Origin of the sequence: Qaidamihabitans albus, from assembly GCF_016464705.1 — a bacterium.
In the GTDB taxonomy this organism is placed as follows: domain Bacteria; phylum Actinomycetota; class Actinomycetes; order Mycobacteriales; family Pseudonocardiaceae; genus Qaidamihabitans; species Qaidamihabitans albus.
In genome coordinates, this window is the sequence record NZ_JAEHOB010000040.1 from 1 (window position 1) to 2,541 (window position 2,541).

Annotated in this window: 1 protein-coding gene and 2 pseudogenes; all 3 read left to right on the forward strand. The window is 68.5% G+C overall.

Going from position 1 to position 2,541, the window contains the following annotated elements; translation table 11 throughout:
* Positions 1-98: 98 nt before the first annotated feature.
* Positions 99-929: pseudogene (locus JAP66_RS33540) on the forward strand (DDE-type integrase/transposase/recombinase); the annotation flags it as partial.
* Positions 926-1,654 (forward strand): annotated as a pseudogene (locus tag JAP66_RS31690) (Mu transposase domain-containing protein); the annotation flags it as partial. The pseudogenes JAP66_RS33540 and JAP66_RS31690, both read left to right, overlap by 4 nt.
* Positions 1,654-2,469: an IS21-like element helper ATPase IstB gene (gene istB / locus JAP66_RS31695; RefSeq protein ID WP_199435558.1), complete on the forward strand. Its 816-nt coding sequence runs from the start codon at positions 1,654-1,656 to the stop codon at positions 2,467-2,469. The pseudogene JAP66_RS31690 and the gene istB, both read left to right, overlap by 1 nt.
* The last annotated feature ends 72 nt before the right edge of the window (positions 2,470-2,541 follow it).

Genomic DNA, 2,541 nt, shown 5'->3' on the forward strand with positions numbered 1-2,541 from the left:
TGTCGGCGGCACGTGAAAACTGACCACGGCGTGGCATCCGAATCTTGACCCCCTGTCGGCTGACCCTGGCTCCAGCCGAGCCGGGGAGGGACCGAAGGGTGTTGTCCGTGGAGGATTGGGCTGAGATTCGACGTTTGCGCAGGTCTGAGGGTTTGCCGATCAAGGCGATCGCCCGGGTGCTGGGTGTGTCGCGCAACACGGTGCGTAAGGCGCTGGCCTCGGATGCGCCGCCGAAGTATGTGCGCAAGCCGGCCGGGTCGATCGTGGATGCGGTGGAACCGCAGATCCGGGAGTTGCTGCGGGTCTATCCGACGATGCCGGCGACGGTGATCGCGGAGCGGATCGGCTGGACCCGGTCGATTCGGGTGCTGTCGGGTCGGGTGGCGGAGTTGCGGCCGGTGTATCTGGCCCCGGACCCGGCTTCGCGTACTGCGTATGCGGCCGGGGAGATCGCGCAGTGCGATCTGTGGTTCCCGCCGATCAACCTGCCGGTGGGGTTCGGGCAGGTGCGCCGCCCGGCGCAGCTGCCGGTGCTGANGGAGTTGCGGCCGGTGTATCTGGCCCCGGACCCGGCTTCGCGTACTGCGTATGCGGCCGGGGAGATCGCGCAGTGCGATCTGTGGTTCCCGCCGATCAACCTGCCGGTGGGGTTCGGGCAGGTGCGCCGCCCGGCGCAGCTGCCGGTGCTGACCATGGTCTGTGGGTATTCGCGGTGGCTGTCGGCGGTGCTGATCCCGTCCCGGCGGGCCGAGGACCTGTTCACCGGCTGGTGGCAGTTGATCCAGCAGTTGGGGGCGGTGCCGCGGGTGCTGGTCTGGGACGGCGAGGGCGCGATCGGCCGGTGGCGTGCCGGCCGGAGCGAACTCACCGCCGAGTGTCAGGCCTTCCGGGGGACGCTGGGTGCGAAGGTGGTCATCTGCCGCCNGGCTGGTGGCAGTTGATCCAGCAGTTGGGGGCGGTGCCGCGGGTGCTGGTCTGGGACGGCGAGGGCGCGATCGGCCGGTGGCGTGCCGGCCGGAGCGAACTCACCGCCGAGTGTCAGGCCTTCCGGGGGACGCTGGGTGCGAAGGTGGTCATCTGCCGCCCGGCCGACCCGGAAGCCAAGGGGTTGATTGAGCGGGCTCATGACTGGCTGGAACGCTCGTTCCTGCCCGGACGTCAGTTCGGCTCGGCGACGGAGTTCAACGTCCAGCTGGCTGACTGGCTGGCGGTGGCCAACCAGCGTCCGAAGCGGGTGTTGGGCTGTTCCCCGACCGACAGGGTCACCGGTGACAAGGCCGCGATGCTGGGTTTGCCGCCTGTGGCGCCGGCCACTGGGTGGCGGGCGTCGACCCGGCTGGCGCGGGATCACTACATTCGCTTGGATTCCAACGACTATTCGGTGCACCCGATCGTGATCGGCCGACGCGTCGAGGTCATCGCGGACCTGTCCCGAGTGCGGGTGCTCTGTGACGGCAAACCGATGGCCGATCACGACCGGGTGTGGGCATGGCATCAGACGATCTCCGATCCCGACCACGTGGAAGCGGCGAAGGTGTTGCGCCGCAAGCGGATCGGTGTTGTCCGGCCTGCAGCCGAGCCGGAGGTCCAAGTCCGCTGCCTGTCCGACTACGACACCGCCCTGGGTCTGGACACCGAAGGCGGGGTGGCCTGATGCCCGCCAGGACCGCCACAGCTGCGAAGAAGGCCGCCACCGGCCGTGACCTGTCCGCCGAACTGGCTTATCTGACCCGGGCGCTGAAGGCACCCACCATGCGCGAGTCCGTCGCCCGGCTCGCCGAACGCGCCCGGACGGAGTCCTGGTCGCACGAGGAGTTCCTGATCGCCTGCCTGCAACGCGAGGTCTCCGCACGCGAGTCCCATGGCGGGGAGGGGCGCATCCGCGCAGCCCGGTTCCCCGCGCGCAAGTCGTTGGAAGAGTTCGACTTCGACCACTCTCGCGGTCTCAAACGAGACGTGATCGCCCACCTGGGAACGCTGGATTTCGTTGCCGCGAAAGAGAATGTGGTGTTCCTCGGCCCACCGGGGACGGGCAAGACGCACTTGGCGATCGGATTGGCGATGCGCGCCTGTCAAGCCGGGCACCGGGTCGCCTTCGCCACCGCCGCCGAGTGGGTCGCCCGCCTGGCCGAGGCCCACCACGCCGGCCGCCTGCAAGCCGAGCTGACCAAGCTCGGCCGTTACCCACTGCTGGTGATCGACGAGGTTGGCTACATCCCGTTCGAGCCCGAAGCGGCGAACCTGTTCTTCCAGCTGGTGTCGTCCCGCTACGAGCGAGCCTCGTTGATCGTGACGAGCAACAAGGTCTTCGGCCGGTGGGGCGAGGTGTTCGGCGACGACGTAGTCGCCGCCGCGATGATCGACCGCCTCGTCCACCACGCCGAAGTGATCGCCCTCAAGGGCGACAGCTACCGGCTCAAGGACCGCGACCTCGGTCGCGTCCCCGCAGCCGGCACAACCGAAGAGTAAGAGATCAGCACACCGGCAGGGGGTCAAGATTCACGTGCCGAGAAGTGGTCAAGATTCGCGTGCCGTTGACAG